The organism is Aeromonas sp. QDB14, from assembly GCF_027707845.1.
In the GTDB taxonomy this organism is placed as follows: Bacteria; Pseudomonadota; Gammaproteobacteria; order Enterobacterales; family Aeromonadaceae; genus Aeromonas; species Aeromonas caviae.
The window spans coordinates 31,596-49,412 of record NZ_JAPCJD010000013.1; the positions used below are offsets into that span (position 1 = coordinate 31,596).

The window sequence follows — 17,817 nt, forward strand, 5'->3', positions numbered from 1 at the left end:
CGAGCGCATACCGTTCATGAAAGCCCTCAGGCCGCATCGCGCGGGGCCAGCACCCCCATGCCAGCCAGGTAGTCGAGGGCGCTTGGGGTGAAGCCAACCTCCGTGAGGTGCGCCGCCGTGAAAGGGGCTGCATGCAGAGGCAGGCCGCGGCTCACCCGTTCCATCCAGTCCGGATTGCCAAGGGCCGCCGTGCCCACCGCCACCAGATCGGCGCCGCCGGCCAGAGCCCGCTCCGCCGAATCTGCGTCGCTAATCTTGCCCGCCACCATGAGCGGCACCCGCCCGGCCAACCCGACCCTTACCGCCTCCAGCAGGGCGCCGCCGTCGGGATCCCCCGCCACCGCCTTGAAGCTGTCCCCCATGGAGAAGTGCAGGTAGTCGATCCCCTCGTTCGCCAGCAGGTGCGCCACCGCCAGCTGATGGGCCAGTTCGATGCCTTGGATATGGGCATAGCTCTCGGGGGAGAGACGCACCCCGACCAGGAAACCCCGGGGTAGACGGGCGCGAATGCCGCGCACTATCTCCACCAGGATCCGCGCCCGGTTCGCGAGGCTGCCACCCCAGCGGTCGGTGCGCCGGTTGTGCAGGGGGTTGAGGAAGTTGCAGAGCAGGAAGTGGTGGGCTGCGTGCAGCTCGACCCCGTGCAGGCCGGCGCCATGGGCCCGCTCCGCAGCGCTCACAAAGGCGTCAATGAGCGTCAGAATCTCCTCCTCGCTCAGCCCCTTGACCCCGAGGGGGTAACGCCCGCCCGGCGCCAGCGCGCACGGGCCGACCGGCGCCCCGTCGTTCAGCTCGGGCAGAGCCCGCATCCCGCCGTGATGCAGTTGCACCACCGCCAGTGCCCCGGCCTGCCGCGCACTGTCGGCCAGGGCCGTGAAGGCCTGCTGCTGGGCGTCCGTCATCAGGGCAGGCTGCCCCGCCCAGCAGCGTCCGCCGGGCCGCACCTGGGTGGCGGCGGCGATGAGCAGGCCGAAGCCGCCACGGGCGCAGCGCGCCAGCCAGTCGAGCTCGGCCTGGCCGGGATCACCGCCTGCGCCGCTCATGTTGTGGGTCAAAGGGGCCAGCACGGCCCGGTTCTTGAGCCGCAATCCGGCTCGCTCGAAGTGGAAGCTGTCGCCCAGTGTCTTGTTCATCGTCCTCTCCCGGGATCGCAATGGTATGGCGGCCACTATAAACCCGGGCTATGAGGATATAATCAGGCACTCAAGCAAAACATTCATTCCCAGCAAGACACAATAGGCCACCCCTCATGAGTCACCACAAGCTCGACACCCTCTACCTGATGCGCCTGCTGGTCGCCATCGTCCGCTGCGGATCCTTCGCGGCGGCGGCGGCCCAGCTCGGTATCACCCCGAGCAAGACGTCAAAAGATCTGCGCCACCTGGAGCAGAGCCTCGGCAGCGTGCTCCTGAGTCGCACCACCCGCCGGGTGCAACTGACCGACGCAGGAGAGCTCGCTTACCGCCAGGCCGACCAGATGATCGCCCTGCACGAGCAGTTGCTGGACGGCCTGCAGCGCCGCCGCTCGGCACTGTGCGGGGAGCTGCGCATCACGGCGCCGGATCTCTGGGGAGAAGTGGTGCTGACTCCGGTGCTGCTGCGCTTTCGCGCCGACCACCCGGAGGTGCGGATCATCGCCGACTTCAGCAATACCCCGGCCGACCTGCTGCGCGACAACCTGCACGTGGCGTTTCGCAGCACTGAGCTCGGCACCCAGCCCTACCTGGCGCGCCCCATCGCGGTGGACGATCTGGTGCTCTGCGCCAGCGCCGACTACCTCGACCGCCACCCGCCCCTCAGCACACCGCAGGATCTGCACCAGCACAGCCTCATCACCCGCAGCCAGGAGTACGGCCGCCACGAGCGCTGGCCCCTGCTTGCCCAGGGGCGCGAGATCCCTCTCGAGGTAGCGGGCGAACTGGCCTTCAGCAGCAAGAAGGCGATTCACCAGGGGATGCGCCAGGGACTGGGGATAGCCCGCCTGCCGCGCTACCTGGTGGCGGCCGAGCTGGCCGAGGGGGTGGTGCGCGAAGTGCTGCCGGACTATCGCCCCAAGGGGGCCCATTTCTACGCCCTCTATACCCAGCGCCGGGCCGAGTCGGCCCTGGTCGGCCACTTCCTCGACTACGTCATCGAGGCGCTCACCCCTTCATGAGCAGATCACCAGGTGGTACTGCTTCTTGCCCCGGCGCAGCAGCAGGTAGCGGCCGAACAGCCGATCGTCGGCGGTGAGCGGCTCATCCCGGCGGATCGCACCGTTGACGCTGACGGCCCCCGCCGCCAGCAGCTCGCGGGCGATCCGCTTCGAGTTGGCCAGGCCGCACTCCACCAGCAGGGTCACCAGATCCGTTTCCCCCTTGATGGGGCTGCTTGGCATGCCATCCTGGGCCAGCTGGGCCAGATCGCTCTCCCCAAGGCGCGCTACCTCGCCACTGAACAACGATTCGCTGATACGTTGCACCGCCGCCAGCGCCCCCTTGCCGTGTACCAGTTCGGTCAGCTCGTCCGCCAGCATCTGCTGGGCCAGCTTGCGCCCCTGCCGCTTCGCATCCTCCGCCTTCAGCGCCTCAATCTCGGCCAGCGGCATAAAGCTGTAGTAGCGCAGAAAGCGGTAGACATCCTCGTCCGCGGTGCCGAGCCAGAACTGGTAGAAGGCGTAAGGGGAGGTGAGCGCCGGGTCGAGCCAGATAGCGCCCCCCTCGGTCTTGCCGAACTTGGTGCCATCGGCCTTGGTGATGAGCGGCAGCGTCATGCCATAGACCTGGGCCTGATGCAGCCGCCGTGTGAGATCCATGCCGCTGGTGATGTTGCCCCACTGGTCGTTGCCGCCGATCTGCAGGGTGCAGCCGAAGCGCTGGTTGAGCACGGCGAAGTCCTGGGATTGCAGCAGGGCGTAGGAGAACTCGGTGAACGAGATCCCCTGATCCGGGCGGGCCAGGCGCTGGCGCACCGATTCGCGGGCCAGCATGGCGTTGACCGAGAAGTGCTTGCCGATGTCCCGCAGAAAATCGAGGGCGGACATCTGCCCCATCCAGTCGGCGTTGTTGACCAGCAGCGGCGCCGCCAGCCCATCGCTCGCCGTCAGCAGGGCGCTTATCTGGGCCGACAGGCTGGCGACCCAGCCTTGCACCGTTTCGGCGCTGTTGAGGGTGCGCTCGCTTGCCTTGAAGCTGGGATCGCCGATAAGGCCGGTGGCCCCGCCCACCAGGGCCACCGGGGTGTGGCCCGCCAGCTGGAAGCGGCGCAGCATCAGCAGTGGCACCAGGTGGCCGATGTGCAGGCTGCCAGCGGTAGGATCGAAGCCGCAATAGACGGTGCGCGGGGTGGCAAGATGGTCGGCCAGCGCCACCGGGTCGGAATTCTGGGCCACCAGGCCGCGCTGGGTCAGCTCATCGAGCAGGTGAGGATTTGTCATGGAGGGCTCCAACAGCAAGAGAAAGAGGGCCATCCTCTCCGTTTGCGGTGCTGGCAGATATGTCCCTCAGGGGACAGTTTTGCCACTCCCGTGCTAGCATCCTGCCATCGTGGGGAAACCATTCCCTGACCCGGAGCCCATCGCCATGCCCCCGTCTCCTGCCACGGATACCCTGAGCCTGACCGCCGCCGTCGATGCCCTGCACGGCAGCGGCTTCCCGGCAGCCCTGGTGCGCCTCATCCAGCAACAGGTGGCGTTCGACTGTGCCCTGCTGCTCGGGGTGGGGCTGCGCCCCGTCTACCTCTACGACAACCTGCATCATCAGCGGGCCCTATTATTCGACCGCTACCTCACACGCCACTTCAGTCAGGATCCCTTCATGCAGGCGCTGGAGCAGGGGCTGGGTGCCGGGGTCTGGACCCTGGCGCAGGTGTCGCGGGGGCGGCTCGACCCCGAGTATCGCCACCACTTCTATCAGGCCACCGGCTGGCAGGAGGAGGTGGGGCTGATCCTGCCGGTGCGCGGCGGCCTCACCCTGATGCTGTTTCTGGGCCGCCTCGACAAGCGCAGCTCCCTCAGCCGTGACGAGCTGACCAGGCTGGAGGCACTGTTCCCGCTGGTCCACTCCCTGTGTCGCCAGCACTGGCGGGAAGAGACACCCCGCCTGGCCCGCAGCCCGGCCAGGTCAGATGGCACTGACCTCAAGGGAGCCGTGGAGCAGGCTATCGCCAGTGTGGGGGGAGATCAGCTAACCCGGCGGGAGCGCCAGGTGGCGGGTTTGCTGTTGCAGGGGCTGGATACCGAGGCCATTGCCGGTGCGCTCGGCATCGGCTGCGGCACGGTGAAGAATCACCGCAAGCATCTCTACGCCAAGTTGAACCTGCACTCCCGGGCCGAGCTGTTCAGCTTCTTCCTCAATCACCTCATCACGGCGCCAGCCGGCGCGCCCCTATAACGACACCACCCCGCCGGGGCGGGGTGGTTCAAACCATGGGCAACGCCGTCAGATGCGGCCCTGATAACGCAGCGGGAAGCGCCCCTGCCCATCGGGCTGGCCGAGGAAGGGGAGCCCCTGTTTCATCTGGTCCGGCAGCTCGGGACCCGGTTTCAGGGTGCCCTGGAACAGGTACTGGCGATTGGCCTGCAACTCCAGCTTGCCCAGCACCTGCACCGCCTCCGAGCCCTGCTTGATCTCGGCCACCAGCCGGGAGTCGAGACAGGTGAGCGTGATCTCGGGATCCCCCAGGGCCAGCTTGCCCGCCGGGGTGTCCGCCTGTGCGTCATACCAGTGAAGATCCCCGTAAAGGTTGTCGCACCAGGGATTGCCCTGGGCAAACTGGTCGATCTTGAGCTGCAACTGACCCACCGCCGTCAGCGGGAAGGGAGGTCTCATCGGCACCCGCTCCAGCACCCAGGGGGCCGGTGCATTCAGGGTGATGTCGCGCCCGAAAGCGGCACCGTTCCAACCCAGGATCCCCTGCCCGTTGAGTCCGCTGCGCTCGCCAAAGCGCACCGACACCTCGGGTGCCAGCCGCAGCAGGGACCAGCCATCGAGATCCCAGCGCAACTGGGTGAGGGACTCGCTGGCATATTGCACCCGGGCGGCCTGACCGCTCCAGAGGGTGCCGCTCACCCCCTCCAACCGCACCAGATTGGGGGGCAGCGGCAGATGGCGCACCACCAGGGATGCTGGCAACTGGGCCAGCAGGAAACCGAGATAGGCCAGCAGGAAGAGACTGGCGATCACTATTTTTCGCTTCATTGGGAACGACTCAACTGCAAACGTCTGACCTTGACCAGCCCGGGGGCCAGCCCCTCGCGGGCCAGCTCGATGATCTGCACCTGGACGCCGTATTGATCCGAGAGGGTCGCAAGCCAGATCAGCAGATCATCGAACGGCACCGTGTCTATCCATACCTGCAGCTCCTGACCCTGGGGCTGCAAGCGGGCAATCTTGATCTTCTGGTTGAAGGCGGTGCGGTTCACCACGCCGTCCAGGGTACCGCCGGTATCGATCTGGCGCCCCTGTCCCCCCTGCATCGCCAGCACCTCCTGTCCCTTCTCCTTGAGCCAGGCCAGGGTCTGCTGCTGGTTCACCACCTGCCGCTCGCGCTCGGCAATGCGATTTGCCACCGGCTGCCAGATCGCCCAGTAGAAGAGCCCGATGAGCAGTACGCTGCCCCCCACCGCCACCAGCCGCTGCTCGCGGGCACTGATGCCGCGCCACCAGCTCTGCAGTTTGTCCATCATGACGACCTCCCCTTGAGCACCAGCGCCCCTTCGACCTTGCCTTCGGTGCTTCGCACCTCACCCTGCTGCACCTCGAAGCGCTTGCCCGCCAGCTCGCGGAAACGTTCGATCTCGGTGAAGCCGGGGGCCGTCACCTGCAACCTCAGCTCGCCCCGGGCTGCATCGAAGCGCAGCACTTCGGGCTTGAGGCCGGGCACCTCGGCAAACACCGGGGCCAGCTCGGTCAGGAGCAACAGGACGCCATCCTGGGGAGCCTGCCCCAACTGCTGGAGGTGCTGGGTCATCTGGCTGCGCACGTTGACGATGCGCGTCTCCCCCGGGAAGATCCGGGTGTAGACCTGCCGGATCTCCGCCTTGAGGGCCTTGTCCTGTTCCGCCAGCTGGTGCAGATGCACACCGCGCTGCACCAGGGCCACCAGCAACAATACGCCTGCCAGCACCGCCACCTTGCGCCACTGCAACCAGTAGCGGGCGTATTCGGTCTGGGGACGATAGGGCCCCTGCAACAGGTTGGCCTGGCAGGTCAACGCCCCTTTCGCCAGCAACAGCATGGGCAGTTCCGGGTCAGCCCCCTGCCAGTTGCCCGCCGCCATGGCGGGGATGGGAGTATGGCAGTGCAGGGTGACGGGTTCGGTCTGCGCTGCCAGCAGCATGGCCAGCAGGGATTCCTCCGCCACTATGCCCTGACGGGGGCCCTGACGGACCAGCCACTCCTCCCCCAGCTGCAGGGCTGACCAGCCATCGGCGACGAGCGGCAGTGCCAGCACGTCGGGCAGCAGGTGCAGGGTCTTGAGCCCTGCCTGCTCCAGCCAGCCGAGCCAGGAGTGCATCTTCCCCTTGTCCACCGCCATCAGATCCACCTCGCGGCCCTGATGGCCGAGCACCACCAGGTGCAGATCGTCCACGTCTGAGGCGATCTGCTCCTCCAGCAGATAGGGCAGGGCCGCCGCACTCTGGCGGCTGTATTTGCCCGGCAGATTGACCCGCCGGAAGATAAGATCGCTGCCGGGCACCAGGGTCACCACGGGGCGACCACCGGCACGCTCCTGCAGCTCGCCGAGGGCGTGCGCCGAGGCCAGGATGCCGGAGGCGATGATCTCCTGCTCCTGCGCCGACCAGACCAGCCAGTGCACTGGCTGCTGCGCATTGGTCCCCAGACGGATGACCAGACTCTCGCTCACTAATGTCTCTCCTGCCATGCCCGCTCCTCCCTCAGGGGGGCGGGCGCACAGCCATGGGTTGCAGTCCAATCGGGGGATGCGCAGGGCAGCTGAAACCGCCCCACGCCCCCTTGTTATTCGGCGCCGCCGCTCAGGCGACGCAGCATCACCAGCTTGTTGTCCTTGCCACGCTGGAAGACGGTCTCAAGCCTGGCGCGGGCCTCCCCCACCTCCGCCAGCAGGCGGGCCTCGAAGAAGCTGCTCTTGATGTCCAGGGCGCCATCCAGCCCGGTGATGGCACCCGGCTGAACCTGCAACTGCTCCGTCATCTCCTGCTTGTTCTTCCACCCCTTCTTGGGGCGGCTGGTCAGCACCCGCTTGGCATCGTCCAGCCCGATCTTCCCCTGGTAGAGCCCCACCAGCAGGGCCGCCTGCTCCGGCCGGATGGTGTTGATGTTCACCACCAGCTTGTCATTGGGCAGGGAGCACACATAGGGGGCCAACCGGGCGTACAGGCTGGCGCTCACCCCGCGCACCGCCCGCAATTCGTCGGTGCCCAGCATCCGCTGGTTAGCCACCAGGTAGGGGGGATTGAGTCCCTCGTAGTAGGCATCCTCGGCCCCGTTGCTCGAGACCAGCTGGGTATCCTTGTCGGTCCAGTCGCGGATGGCGTCCGTCAGCTGTACCGCTTCGTAATCATCCACCTCGAGCTGGGCGAGCAGGGCCCGGAACACCTTGAACTGGTAAGGTTGGGCCTCGAGATCGTCGCCGTTCTCCCCCTCCTTGAGGGGCACGCTCAGGCTGTTGAGGTTGAAGCAGGATTGCAGATCCCGCACCCGGCCCGAGAGAGTGCCATCCTCCACCGGGAAGACCCCGTCCTCCCGCGCCCAGTTCTGTCCCAGACTCACCCGATCCGGGTCATCCTTGAAGTCCTGGTTCAGCACCTTGATCACCAGGGCCTCCGCCGACATGGCATACCACCAGGCCTGCTTGCCCAGGGTGAGGTTGGCGGTGCGACGCAGCTCCAGTTGCAGGCGGCCGCTCATGTTGCTGGCGACGATCACCATCACCGCGAGGATGAGCAACACCACCAGCAGGGCCATGCCCCCCTGGCGGCCCAGTGTAGTGCGGGATCGGCCCCGGCCGCGCTTAATTGCCATTGTCCGCCCTCTGACCGCCAGCGCCGATCAGGAACTGGCGACGTCGAATAGTGCCGTCATCCTCCGTGACGGACAGGGGAGAACGACGATCAGTTACCATTCTCTGCCCTCTGGCCACCGGCTCCGATCAGGAACTGGCGACGTCGAATAGTGCCGTCATCCTCCGTGACGGACAGGGGAAAACGACGATCAGTTACCATTCTCTGCCCTCTGGCCACCGGCTCCGATCAGGAACTGGCGACGGATGGTGCCGTAGTCTTCAAGCTCCAGCTCCACCGCCAGCCCGTAGGGCAGCAGGTCGCGCTGGGTCCACTCCTCCTTCCACTGTCCCTTGTCGTAGAAATAGAGGCGCAGCGCCGTCACGCCGGTCAGCACGGGCTGAATGCGCGGCTCGGTGCCAATGGCCGGATCCGGATAGAGGTAGCTCAACCGCTCCAGGGTCTGCCCCTTGAGACGCCAACCCACTCGTTGCAGGCCGGAGCGCGGCAGTATGCCGTCCGGATTGAGCCAGCCGCCGCGAATGAAGGCCATGCCCCAGTCGTCGCTCTGCTGGCCGAAGCGGGACGCCGCCAGCAGCACCTTGTTGTTCTCGCCGTCGATGCGACCGCTGCGCGGCACCATCTGGGTGACGTCCCGCTCCAGCAGGCTGAAGGCGAGCTGAAGCTCCGAGAGGCGGGCCTCCTTGCGCTTGGCCACCTCGTCGCTGGTCAGCACCCCTTGCAGCACCTGATAGGCCCCCAGGCTCAGGGTGGCGAAGATGGCGATGGCCACCAGCATCTCAAGCAGGGTGAAGCCGCGGTGGCACGATGGGTGGGTGTTGCTCTGGATCATCGGCTGACACCGGCTCCGGATCATGGACGCACGTTGATGAATGTTCATCGGCTGAGATAGGTCCGGATCATGGCCACCGGACTGTCGGCCTTGGGCGCGGTGCGCACTTCCATGTCCAGCGCCCTGAAGTTGCTGTCCGCCGTGGCGACGCCGCGATAGCGCCAGTACCAGGTCTGCCCGGCCATCTCCTCGTCCCCTTCCACCCAGCTGTCTCCCGGCCACTTGCCTTCGAGCTTCTGCTGCACCAGCTGATTCTCCACCACCCAGGTCGCCAGGGTCTTCTGCTCCAGATAATTGAGGCCGGCCAGGTGTTCGCTCGCGGTCTTCATCACCGCCAGCCCGGCGATGGCAAACACCGCCAGGGCCACCATGACCTCCAGCAGCGTCATGCCGCGCACCCAGGCGGGGCCGCCCGACAGAGCGGTGCGACGCGCTAGAACGCCCCCTGCGGGCCTGGCGCTCTTCATTCTTCTTCCTCTTCATCCTGCAGCAGGGAGAGACGACCGAACTCGTCCCCCCTGACGGTGCGCAGGTAGTGCAGATCCTCGTCCTGCTGGCTCAGGGTCAGCACGAAGGGAGAGAGCTCTCCCCCCGGAAAGACCAGGATCTGGGGTGTCCGCTCGCGCTCGTCCCGACCCTGCTCCTGGCGTTCATCCGACGCAGTACGCCAGTTGAAACCTTCCAGCTCCACCGCCAGGGTCATCCCCTCCGGCAAAGTCACCGGCCCCAGCAACTTGTCACCGGTCAGGGCGCGCCACTTGCGATCCTTGGGATCCCGGGACATAAACTGCCAGCCGTTCTCCTCGACCCGCAGCCCCAGCAGCCTGCCATCCATGACCGAATACTCCTGGGCCTGCTGCAGGGTCGCCATGAAGCGGCGCGCCTGCTTGTCGAGCTCCCGATCCCCCCTGGCGCCCCCCATGCTGAGGGTGACGGCGGTCGCCACCAGTCCCATCAACATGGCGACCAGCAACACTTCCAGCAGGGTAAAACCGGCCTGGTGACGGGCAGAAGAGGCTACCTTCATGCAGGCAGCCCCGGGGTGGCGCAGTGAGCACGACGCGGCGGAATCACTTATTGGAAGTCCTTCAGGTTCCAGTTGCCGATGTCGTCATCGGTCCCGGCTTCGCCGTCCATCCCCATGGAGAAGATGTCGATCTTGCCGAACTGGCCCGGGCTCAGCAGCTGGTACTGGTTGCCCCAGGGATCCTGCGGCAGGCGCTTGATGTAGCCCCCTTCACGGTAGCTGCGCGGCTCAGGGGATGCGGTCGGCTTGTTGACCAGAGCGTCCAGCCCCTGCTCGGTGGTGGGGTAGCGGTTGTTGTCCAGCTTGTACATGTCGAGGGCGTTTTCCAGCGCCACTATGTCGGAGACCGCTTTTTGCTGATCTGCCTTCTCCTTGTTGCCCATCAGGTTGGGCACCACCAGGCTGGCCAGGATCCCCAGGATCACGATGACCACCATCACTTCCAGCAGGGTAAAACCCGATTGACGACGCTTTTGCATGACTGACTCCCTCACGAAATGAGATGGCATGAACCATCAACGATAGATTGTTAAACCTCGATCGTTCGATGACGCCTGTCGGCTAATCGAACCTACGGAGTTGATTGGATTGGTAGGTTCGAATAGCGAAGCGTATTCGAACGTCCGAACCTTACAAATTCACCATGTTGTTGAGCTCCAGGATCGGCTGCAGGATCGACATCACGATAAACAGCACCACCCCGGCCATGGAGACCACCAGCATGGGCTCGAACACCCCGAGGGCGATGTTCACCTGGGTTTCGAACTCCCTGTCCTGGTTGTCCGCCGCCCGCTCCAGCATGCTGTCGAGCTCGCCGCTCTGCTCGCCCGAGGCGATCATGTGCAGCATCATGGGCGGAAAAATTCTGGTTTCATCCAGCGACTTGCGCAGGCTGGTCCCCTCCCGCACCCGCTCGGTGGCCTCACCGATGCGCATGCGGGCATAGTCGTTTGAGAGCACTTCGCCGGCGATCTTCATTCCCTCCAGCAGGGGCACGGCGCTGGCGTTGAGGATGCTCAGGGTGCGGGCAAAGCGGGCGGTGTTGAGACCACGGCTGACCCGACCGATCACCGGCAGGCGCAGTATCACCTGGTGCCAGCGACGGCGGCGCTTGTCGTCGGTCAGCCACCAGCGCCAGATCAGGCCGCCAATGCCAAGGAGCAGCAAGAACCAGAGGCCGTAGTGCTGCAACAGCTCGCTGGTGCCGATGAGGAAACGGGTGGTGCCCGGCAGTTGCTGGCCCATGTGTTCGAACTGGGCCACCACCTTGGGCACCACGGCGGTGAGCAGTATGGAGATGACCCCCACCGCCACCAGAGTGAGGACGATGGGATAGATCATCGCCTGCAGCAGCTTGGTGCGCATGTGCTGGCGCTGCTCGGTGTAATCGGCGAGACGGTTGAGCACCTTCTCCAGGTGACCAGACTTTTCGCCGGCCGCCACCATGGAGCGGAACAGCTGGTCGAACACATGGGGGAAGGCCCCCAGCGAATCGGCCAGGGAATACCCCTCCACCACCTTGCTGCGCACCGTCGCCACCAGGCTGCGCAGGTGGGCCTTCTCGCACTGCTCGGCGACCGCCTTGAGGGCCTCTTCGATGGTGAGACCGGCCCCCACCAGGGTCGCCAGCTGGCGGGTGATGAGGGCCAGTTCTGCGGTGGAGGCACCACGGCGAAACAGCACGAAGCGGTTCGCCTCCCGCTTGGCCTTCTCGGTGGTCTCGTTCACCTCGAGGGGGGTCAGCCCCTGCTCGCGCAGCAGCTGGCGCACCTGGCGGGCGGAATCCCCTTCCAGCACGCCGCTCTTGTTGCGCCCCTTGCCGTCGAGGGCCTTGTATTCAAATGCCGCCATCTCAGTCTTCCCGGGTCACGCGCAGCACCTCTTCGAGGCTGGTCTGCCCCTTGAGCACCTTGTCGATGCCGTCGCGGCGGATGCTGGGGGTGTGACCCCGGATCAGCCGCTCGATGGCGAGCTCGCCGCTGGCGCTGTGGATCGCCTCGCGCACTGCCTCGTCCACCACCACCAGCTCGTGGATGCCGGTCCGGCCGCGATAGCCGGTGTGGTTGCACTGCTCGCAGCCCACCGGACGCCAGATCTGCTGATCCGGCGCAAGCTCGATGCCCATGGCAACACGCTCCTGCTCGGTGACAGGGTGCGGTGCGCGGCAATCCGGGCAGAGAGTGCGCACCAGCCGCTGGGCCAGTACCGCCAGGAGCGACGAGGAGAGCAGGAAGGGCTCGATCCCCATGTCCCGCATCCGGGTGATGGCGCCGATGGCGGTGTTGGTGTGCAGGGTCGACATCACCAGATGACCGGTGAGGGATGCCTGCACCGCGATCTGGGCGGTCTCGAGGTCACGGATTTCCCCCACCATCACCACGTCCGGATCCTGGCGCAGAATGGCGCGCAGGCCCCGGGCGAAGGTCATGTCCACCTTGCTGTTGACCTGGGTCTGGCCCACCCCTTCGAGGTCATATTCGATGGGGTCTTCGACGGTCAGGATGTTGCGATCCCGGGAGTTGATCTCCGAGAGGGCCGCATAAAGGGTGGTGGACTTGCCCGAACCGGTCGGGCCCGTCACCAGGATGATGCCGTGGGGCTTGCGAATGAGTTCGCTGATGATGTTGCGGTTGGCCAGCGTCATGCCGAGCTGCTTGAGCTCGAGGCGCACGTTGTTCTTGTCCAGCAGTCGCAGCACCACCCGCTCGCCGTAGCTGGACGGCATGGTGGAGACCCGCACGTCCACCGCCCGGCCGCCGATGCGCAGTGAGATGCGGCCATCTTGCGGCACCCGCTTCTCGGCGATGTCCATGCGCGACATGACCTTGATGCGCGACACCAGCAGGGAGGCGAGCTTGCGATGGGGGCGCAGGATCTCCCGCAGCACCCCATCGATGCGAAAACGGATCACCAGGGCCCGCTCGAAGGTCTCGATGTGGATGTCGGACGCCTCTTCTTTTATCGCCTCGCTCAACATGGCATTGATGAGGCGAATGATGGGGGCGTCGTCGTCGGCATCCAGCAGATCCTCGCTCTGGGGCAGCTCCTCGGCCAGGGCAAAGAAGTCCATCTCGTTGCCGAGATCCTCCATCAGCTGACGCGCCTCGGAGGAGTCACGCTGATAGTGGGCCATCAGGAGCGTCTCGAACTCGTCGTTGCCAAGCTGCTCCACCGCGAAGGCACAGCCCGCCACCCGTCGCACCTCCAGCAGGGTCTGGGGGGAGATCCCCTGACGACAGAGCAGCACCGGGGCACCCTGGCGCTCGGTCAGGATGGCCCCGAAGTTGCGGGCAAACGCGAACGGCAGTTCCGGCAGGGGAGCCGGCAGCTCGCTGCCATCGAGCTGGTAGGCGGCCATCAGGGCTTGCTCTGCACGAAGGGCTGCTCCTGCACCTGGGCGCGCACGCCGGTGGCGGTCGCCTGCTGCTGGGCCTGCATTCTCTGGATCTGCTGCTGCACCTCGGGGGACATCATCACGTCCTGGCCATAGGCGGGCAGCACCTGGCGAGCCGGCGAGGTGGCATAGCCCTCTTCCGCAGCCCGGCTCAGCTGTTCGGCCCTGAACAGGGTGTACTTGTTGCTGGAGACCCCGGAGTAGACATTGGCGTCACGCAATATGGTCGGGCGGATGAAGACCATCAGGTTGCGCTTGGCGGTGGAGGTCTTGGAGGAACGGAACAGGTAGCCCAGCACCGGAATATCCCCGAGCAGGGGCACCTTGGAGATCTGCTCCTGGGTCTGTTCGTCCATCAGGCCGCCCAGCACCACTGTCTCGCCGCTCTTGACCAGCACGGCGTTCTTCACGGTGCGGGTATCGAAGGTGGGGCCCAGGTTGGCGGTCCCGGTCGCCTGCTTCTGTGCCACGCTGGAGACCTCCTGCTCGATGTTGAGCAGCACGGAATCTCCTTCGTTGATCTGGGGCGTCACCACCAGCTTGGTCCCCACCGTCTTGCGCTCTATGGTGTTGAACACCTGATCGCTGGTGGTGGAGCTCTGGGAGCCGCTCTGCACCGGCACTTCCTGACCGACGTTGAAGGAGGCCTCCTTGTTGTCCATGGTGACGATGCTCGGGGTGGAGAGGATGTCGTTCTTGCTGTTGGTGGAGAGCGCCGTCACCAGCGCCGCCCAGTCTCCGTGATAGAAGCCTGCCGCCATGCCGCTGAAGCTGCCCGCCAGGGATGACAGGCCGTCGGTGTTGCCGTTGTCTTTGTAATCCTTGGCGGCGATGGCCAAGGAGCCGATGGGCAGACCGGTGTCGGTGAACTGGGTGCCGCCGCCATTGGTGTTGGCCCACTGCACCCCGAGGTTCATGCCGTCACCATCCGATATCTCGACGATGATGGCCTCCACCAGCACCTGGGCACGACGAATGTCGAGCTTGGCGATGACCTGCTCCAGCTCGGCCATCACGTCCGGCTGGGCGGTGATCACCAGGGCATTGGTGGTCTCGTCGGCGGAGATGGCGAGCTGGCCGCCGCCGATGCTGGCGCCGCCCGTGGCCGTGGCAGCCGCCCCGCCCTTCTTGTCGGCGGCGATGCTGGAGCTGACCCCCTTGAGGACGTCCACCAGATCCTTGGCCTTGCCATATTTCAGGTAGAAGACCCGGGTGTTGCCCTGGCTCTGCAGATCCCGGTCGAGCTGGCGCACCATCTGGATGATGCGGGCACGGGCCTTGGGCTCGCCGCTGATGACCACGGAGTTGGTGCGCTCGTCGGCCACCACCTTGGGGGAGAGCAGCAGCGAGGCGTTGGCCCCCTGATTGCTGCCATCCTTGTTGAGGTTGGTCACCAGCCGCACCATCTCGCCGGCGGAGGCGAACTTGAGCTTGATGACGTCCATGTCCTGATCCCCCGCCTTGTCCACCCGGCGAACCACCTCCACCAGGCGGTTGACGACGGCGGCGCGGCCAGTGATGAGCAGCACGTTGGAGGGCTCGTAGTGGACCACGTTGCCGCCGCCGGCGTTGTCGTTGAGCTGACGCAGCAGGGGGGCCAGTTCACGGACCGAGACATTGCGCACCGGTACCACCCGGGTCACCATCTCGTCACCCACGCCGGGGTTGGTGTCATCCACCACGGGGATGGCCGAGGTCTTGGCATCCTTGGAGCGCACTACCTTGAGCACGCCGTTGTTCATGGGCACCACGGCAAAGCCGTAAACGTCGAGCACGCTCAGGAAGAACTGGTAGTACTGATCCTCGTTGAGCAGGTCATAGCTGCGCACGTTTATCTTGCCGCGTACCGATGGCTCTATGATGATGGTTTTGTTCAGGTTCTTGCCGACCGTGTTGATGAACTCCTCGATGTCGGCGTTCTTGAAACTGGCGGAATACTCGGTGGCCCAGGCAGAACCGGCCATCATCAAGGCTGCCGCCATGGTGGCCAGACGCCAGCCCTTCCCTTTATTTGTCATTCTTGGTGCTACTCCAATTCATTATTCTGACAAGCCGACATAGACGTCGTAGAGCTGTCCTTGCCGCTCGACGGTGACGGTCATTTCCGTGGCGCCCGCCACCTGCTGCATCGCCTGCATGGCCTGGGCGCTGTCACGCAGATCCAGGCCGTTGATGCTGACCGCCAGATCGTTGGCGACCAGTCCGAGTTGATTGAACAGTTCCGGATTGCGACCCGGATTGAGGCGATAGCCGGTCATGCGACCGTCCACCCGGACCGGAGAAATATTGAGGTAATCGGTGATCTTGCCCGGGTTGCCCAGCAGTTCGCTGCGCACGGAGGAGAGCCCCTCCTGGCGGGCCGGTTTGGGCAGGGGCTTGCCATACTCCTCCCCGTCCAGCATCAGGGTCTCGTCACGGCCGTCCCGGGCGATGATGACCCGATCGGCAAACACCTGGCGGATCCTAGCCTGGGTACCGTCGATGTAGTCCCCGATGCCGTAAGAGTTCTGTGTCCCGTTGTGGGCGATGATGGCGATGGACTTGGCGGGATCCGAGCTTGCCAGCACCCCGTTGAGCTGGGCGTTGAGCTGGGTTTTCGGGGCATCCGCCGCCACCGTCTCTGCCGCCTTGTCCGCCTGGGGTTGCAGCGCCTTGCCAAAGAGAGAGAGGCGGCTGAGGTTGCCAAGATCGAGGCGATCGCCACCACTCCCCTGCACCGAGGTGACCGAGGGTTGCCAGGGGGTCAGGGGTGCGGGCTGGGCCAGTTCGTACAGGCGCCAGGTGAGCACGGCACACTGCTGGGCCAGCAACAGCAGCAGAAGCCAGAACAGGGGCTGGCTGAAACGGGAAAGTGGCATGGCCTTGCAGCGAGCCAGAAGGGAAGTCAACAAATCATCCCTGAACGGTAGCGTCATCTTTCTCAAAATTGTCTGGCATCCAAGTCGGTTGGCTATTGTGTACGGCAATGGACCCAGAGACAACCGACCGGATGGGACCAAGGGGTGAAAATTCAGTTTCCGTCACACCCGGATGCCCCCTGTTTCTATCCCGGGGCCCGCCTCTGGTATAATCAGGCACCTTTTCAGCCATCCCGGAGCCGATCCATGTCGAATCCAGCACAAAGCAGCACTCAGGTCCGTCTCGACAAGTGGCTGTGGGCCGCCCGCTTTTACAAGACCCGCAGTCTGGCGCGGGATCAGATCGACGGCGGCAAGGTGCACTACAACGGCCAGCGCACCAAGCCGGGCAAGGCGGTCGAGGTCGGCGCCCTGGTGCGATTCTGGCAAGGCCAGGACGAGCGGGAGGTGCGGGTGCTCGAGGTGAGCGAGCAGCGCAAATCCGCCCCGCTGGCCCAGCAACTCTATGAAGAGACAGAGGCCAGCCTGAAGAAACGGGCCGAAAACAGCGAAGCCCGCCGCTTCAACAGCCAGTTTGCCCCAAGCCCGGAGCGCCGACCTGACAAGCAGGAGCGACGCCAGCTTATCCGGGTCAAGCAATCCTAATCCGCGTCTGTGGCCCCTTTATGACGACAGGTGGAGGAATTAGTTCCTAACCACCTGTTTAACAATGTGTTTATTTTTCCCCAAGAACATCCTAGGAAACCATGATGAGTAACCAAGACCTCCTGTATCGCTATCTGTTCGAAGAGTACGAAGTGCGTGGGGAGCTGGTCCAGCTGGATCGTACCTACCGCCACATCATCGACGCCCAGAACTACCCGGTACAGGTGCAGCACCTGCTGGGCGAGCTGCTGGTTGCCACCAGCCTGCTGACCGCCACCCTCAAGTTCGAAGGCTCCATCACGGTGCAGCTGCAGGGGGATGGTCCGGTGCGTCTGGCCGTCATCAACGGCGACAACAACCAGCAATTGCGCGGCGTGGCACGCTATGAAGGGGAATTGCCGACGGACGGCAAGCTGCAAAGCCTGATCGGCAACGGCCATCTGGTCATCACCATCACTCCGGATCAGGGAGAGCGCTATCAGGGCATCATCGCCCTGGAGGCCGACACCCTGGCGGCCTGTCTGGATCACTACTTCGCCCAGTCCGAACAACTGGCCACCCGCCTCTGGATCCGCACCGGCCACCACGAGGGCGAGCCCCGTGCGGCGGGCATCCTGCTGCAGGAGCTGCCGGCCCAGAGCGAGGATCACAGCGAAGATTTCGACCACCTGGTCCAGCTCACCACCACCATCAAGGACGAAGAGCTGTTCGGTCTGGACGCGGAAGAGATCCTCTACCGCCTCTACCACCAGGACAAGGTACGGGTGTTCGATCCCCAGGCCATCGAGTTCCGCTGCACCTGCTCCCGCGCCCGTTGCGAAGGGGCCTTGCTGCAGATAGACAAGGAGGAAGCGGTATCCATGGTGCAGGAGCTCGGCAAGATCGACATGCACTGCGATTACTGCGGCGCCCACTACGAATTCGACGGGATAGACATCGAAACCCTGTTCAGCAGGGCTCCCGGTAATGATGCAAACCAGTTACACTAATCAAAGGCGGGCAAAACCCGCCTTTAACTTAAATAACAAAAAAATACCCTATTTTATAAAGTTTGATGGCGATCGCTAAAAACTACCA

Annotated in this window: 18 protein-coding genes and 2 pseudogenes; 4 read left to right on the plus strand and 16 right to left on the minus strand. The window is 64.8% G+C overall.

The annotated features are described in order from the left end of the window. Positions 1-26 precede the first annotated feature (26 nt). Positions 27-1,133, minus strand: a complete 1,107-nt coding sequence (locus tag PG887_RS06490) for an NADH:flavin oxidoreductase (protein WP_270821368.1) — start codon at positions 1,131-1,133, stop codon at positions 27-29. Positions 1,134-1,249: 116 nt separating this feature from the next. On the opposite strand from PG887_RS06490, the gene PG887_RS06495 reads away from it, so the two are divergent. Then, positions 1,250-2,155: a LysR family transcriptional regulator gene (locus PG887_RS06495; RefSeq protein ID WP_223933107.1), complete on the plus strand. Its 906-nt coding sequence runs from the start codon at positions 1,250-1,252 to the stop codon at positions 2,153-2,155. On the opposite strand, the gene tyrS is transcribed toward PG887_RS06495, so the two are convergent. Further along, positions 2,150-3,415 (minus strand): tyrosine--tRNA ligase, encoded by a 1,266-nt coding sequence (gene tyrS, locus PG887_RS06500; RefSeq protein WP_270821369.1) that lies wholly within the window; start codon positions 3,413-3,415, stop codon positions 2,150-2,152. The genes PG887_RS06495 and tyrS overlap by 6 nt on opposite strands. A 145-nt stretch (positions 3,416-3,560) precedes the next feature. Here tyrS and PG887_RS06505 point away from each other — a divergent pair, with 145 nt between their 5' ends. Beyond that, positions 3,561-4,370 carry a helix-turn-helix transcriptional regulator gene (locus PG887_RS06505; protein WP_270821370.1) on the plus strand — a complete coding sequence of 270 codons (810 nt, stop codon included), beginning with the start codon at positions 3,561-3,563 and terminating at the stop codon, positions 4,368-4,370. 48 nt (positions 4,371-4,418) lie between these two features. Here the strand turns inward: PG887_RS06505 and exeN are convergent, their stop codons facing one another. From exeN to exeC, 14 genes and pseudogenes are all read right to left on the minus strand, one after another. Next, on the minus strand, positions 4,419-5,177 hold the full coding sequence (gene exeN, locus PG887_RS06510; protein WP_104454789.1) for a GspN family type II secretion system protein ExeN: 759 nt from the start codon (positions 5,175-5,177) through the stop codon (positions 4,419-4,421). Continuing rightward, positions 5,174-5,665, minus strand: coding sequence for a GspM family type II secretion system protein ExeM (gene exeM, locus PG887_RS06515; protein WP_010675717.1), 492 nt, complete (start codon positions 5,663-5,665; stop codon positions 5,174-5,176). Before exeM ends, exeN begins: the two co-directional genes overlap by 4 nt. Then, positions 5,662-6,846, minus strand: a complete 1,185-nt coding sequence (gene exeL / locus PG887_RS06520) for a GspL family type II secretion system protein ExeL (RefSeq protein WP_081331954.1) — start codon at positions 6,844-6,846, stop codon at positions 5,662-5,664. Before exeL ends, exeM begins: the two co-directional genes overlap by 4 nt. 113 nt (positions 6,847-6,959) lie before the next feature. Next, positions 6,960-7,985, minus strand: a complete 1,026-nt coding sequence (gene exeK / locus PG887_RS06525; RefSeq protein WP_270821371.1) for a GspK family T2SS minor pseudopilin variant ExeK — start codon at positions 7,983-7,985, stop codon at positions 6,960-6,962. Further along, positions 7,975-8,049 (minus strand): annotated as a pseudogene (locus tag PG887_RS06530) (type II secretion system protein GspJ); the annotation flags it as partial. The pseudogene PG887_RS06530 and the gene exeK, both read right to left, overlap by 11 nt. Before the next feature lie 25 nt (positions 8,050-8,074). Then, positions 8,075-8,149: pseudogene (locus tag PG887_RS06535) on the minus strand (type II secretion system protein GspJ); the annotation flags it as partial. Positions 8,150-8,174: 25 nt separating this feature from the next. Continuing rightward, positions 8,175-8,816: a GspJ family T2SS minor pseudopilin variant ExeJ gene (gene exeJ / locus PG887_RS06540; protein ID WP_045522074.1), complete on the minus strand. Its 642-nt coding sequence runs from the start codon at positions 8,814-8,816 to the stop codon at positions 8,175-8,177. Positions 8,817-8,860: 44 nt separating this feature from the next. Then, positions 8,861-9,205: a GspI family T2SS minor pseudopilin variant ExeI gene (gene exeI, locus PG887_RS06545; RefSeq protein WP_010675721.1), complete on the minus strand. Its 345-nt coding sequence runs from the start codon at positions 9,203-9,205 to the stop codon at positions 8,861-8,863. A 74-nt stretch (positions 9,206-9,279) separates the two neighbouring features. Next, a complete protein-coding gene (gene exeH, locus PG887_RS06550; protein ID WP_010675722.1) occupies positions 9,280-9,843 on the minus strand; it encodes a GspH family T2SS minor pseudopilin variant ExeH in 564 nt (187 codons plus the stop codon). Between the two features lie 47 nt (positions 9,844-9,890). Beyond that, positions 9,891-10,322 (minus strand): GspG family T2SS major pseudopilin variant ExeG, encoded by a 432-nt coding sequence (gene exeG, locus PG887_RS06555; RefSeq protein WP_010675723.1) that lies wholly within the window; start codon positions 10,320-10,322, stop codon positions 9,891-9,893. A 151-nt stretch (positions 10,323-10,473) separates the two neighbouring features. Next, positions 10,474-11,694 carry a GspF family T2SS innner membrane protein variant ExeF gene (exeF, locus tag PG887_RS06560; RefSeq protein ID WP_039040588.1) on the minus strand — a complete coding sequence of 407 codons (1,221 nt, stop codon included), beginning with the start codon at positions 11,692-11,694 and terminating at the stop codon, positions 10,474-10,476. Position 11,695: 1 nt separating this feature from the next. Continuing rightward, complete coding sequence (gene exeE, locus PG887_RS06565; RefSeq protein ID WP_042014784.1) at positions 11,696-13,201, minus strand: GspE family T2SS ATPase variant ExeE; 1,506 nt, start codon at positions 13,199-13,201, stop codon at positions 11,696-11,698. Then, entirely contained in the window at positions 13,201-15,255 is a 2,055-nt protein-coding gene (gene exeD, locus PG887_RS06570) for a GspD family T2SS secretin variant ExeD (RefSeq protein ID WP_010675726.1), read from the minus strand. The genes exeE and exeD overlap by 1 nt, the downstream gene beginning before the upstream one ends. Positions 15,256-15,276: 21 nt before the next feature. Next, entirely contained in the window at positions 15,277-16,125 is an 849-nt protein-coding gene (gene exeC / locus PG887_RS06575; RefSeq protein ID WP_270821372.1) for a GspC family type II secretion system variant ExeC, read from the minus strand. Between the two features lie 216 nt (positions 16,126-16,341). On the opposite strand from exeC, the gene hslR reads away from it, so the two are divergent. Together hslR and hslO are read left to right on the plus strand one after the other, a co-directional pair. Continuing rightward, on the plus strand, positions 16,342-16,740 hold the full coding sequence (gene hslR / locus PG887_RS06580) for a ribosome-associated heat shock protein Hsp15 (protein ID WP_010675728.1): 399 nt from the start codon (positions 16,342-16,344) through the stop codon (positions 16,738-16,740). 104 nt (positions 16,741-16,844) lie between these two features. Continuing rightward, positions 16,845-17,729 (plus strand): Hsp33 family molecular chaperone HslO, encoded by an 885-nt coding sequence (gene hslO / locus PG887_RS06585; protein ID WP_270821373.1) that lies wholly within the window; start codon positions 16,845-16,847, stop codon positions 17,727-17,729. The last annotated feature ends 88 nt before the right edge of the window (positions 17,730-17,817 follow it).